We start from the raw sequence: 1,629 nt of genomic DNA, 5'->3' as shown, positions 1-1,629 counted from the left end.
AATTGTTTTATGATGTTTGTCCTAACCATAACAATTTTATTTTGAACTAACTATACAACAATCGCTCATACACTGGTTTTGATATTTTTACAAACTTTTCTGGATATCTAGTTGGAAATTGCGATGAAGGATCTTTTGTAAACGCGTATTTTTTCTATTTCAAGCAGTAGTTTATGAAAGAAGCGCACCAAGCTGTTGTAAGATTTGGAGTAAAGGGTTTATTACCCATAATTTCTACAATTGGTTATTTCACTTTTTAGACGTAAAGGAATCTCGTTAATATTATCTAACATAAAAACCTCATTGCCTTTATACCAATCATCGCTTAATGGAGAAGATGCATTTTCAAGTTTACTCCCAACATCTTCCCAGACCACTCCACATACATTCATTCTTATATGTCCTTTAACTTGCAATTTGTTATCGATAAACTTAATTGAAAACTGCCCTGCATCGCCATCAACAACACATTGATAGTACAGTCCTTTATTATCTTTAGTACATTGTCCAACCTGCATATACCACTTTGGTAAATGCTTATATTTTACATATATATGAATTAATCCTTTTTCTAAACCATCTGTAAAACCGAAATTACTCCGCACGTTTTTAGCTTCAAGAGGAACTTTCCAAAATTCAATTAGAATTGATTGGACAATTTGCTGTGTATTTTTGTTTAAATGAGCTGTTGAATAATCACGATAATAATTGCTTTTAGTAATAAGTTTGTCCTCCATCCAACTGTCTATGAGTTCTTCTTCATTCTTTGATTCCATCATGCTTTGAGTTTGTTCAACTGTTGAACTTTTGCAGCTAACTGTAAATGAAAGCGTAGCAATAATAAATAAAACATTAATAAAGATTTTCATTAAATATCTCCCGCCACAACACAAAAGGTTAATTTTTTTTGTCCAGATTTAATGATCGTATTAAATATTTGATAATAATCAGTTGCGCTCTGTACAACCACACATCCTGTTGACCACGTACCGATAGTTGAAGATGACCCCGTTGGCGTATAAGATGCGGGGTGAAAATTTAACCCTTTGCCTGTTTCAGGCCTAGATGCCCCAGAATTATCAGGCACGTTATTTCTGTTAGTATCTCTATTAATATAAGCGACCCCAGTATGGGCAAAAGCGTCAATTCTGCCACGGTGTCTACCTTTACTCCAAACACCATAATGCCAACCAAAATCCCAAACTGGGGATCCAGTTCTTGCACTATTGTATGCATCTGGATTAGTTAAGCTCTGCACGCCTGGGTGCGTAGTTCCTTTAACCGATTTAATCAGTTTCTCCCCTAACATTAAATGAATCATATCATCAAACTTGTTAGGTCTATTAATATTCGCACGTTCGCCAAGTATCCAATAGTTATTTGGAATTTTTACATATCTTTTGCCTGCTTTAGCCCTATCGATTAAACTACTTTCAAATTCAGGCTTCTTAGCCTTGTAAACATATGCAATACCATTGTTATTACTATTAGCAATAATAATATCTTTCTCAACTTCCTTACCGTCTTCATACACCAGTACGGTTATATCAACACCTACTAGCGAATCATGTGTTTGTAGTGGTCAACTAATTTAGGACAGCTGATAAGAGATTTTGATTAAAGTAACGT

At 34.4% G+C, this 1,629-nt stretch carries 2 protein-coding genes; both read right to left on the bottom strand.

Annotated features, from left to right (window positions below; translation table 11 throughout):
* Positions 1 to 221: 221 nt before the first annotated feature.
* Entirely contained in the window at positions 222 to 869 is a 648-nt protein-coding gene (locus EI164_RS16000; RefSeq protein WP_192520971.1) for a hypothetical protein, read from the bottom strand.
* Positions 869 to 1,534 (bottom strand): hypothetical protein, encoded by a 666-nt coding sequence (locus tag EI164_RS15995; protein ID WP_192520970.1) that lies wholly within the window; start codon positions 1,532 to 1,534, stop codon positions 869 to 871. The genes EI164_RS16000 and EI164_RS15995 overlap by 1 nt, the downstream gene beginning before the upstream one ends.
* Positions 1,535 to 1,629: the final 95 nt, after the last annotated feature.

Origin of the sequence: Psychrobacter sp. FME13, assembly GCF_014861395.1 — a bacterium.
Taxonomy (GTDB): domain Bacteria; phylum Pseudomonadota; class Gammaproteobacteria; order Pseudomonadales; family Moraxellaceae; genus Psychrobacter.
The sequence above is the reverse complement of the archived record's forward strand: the minus strand, read 5'-3'. Positions and strand labels throughout refer to the sequence as shown.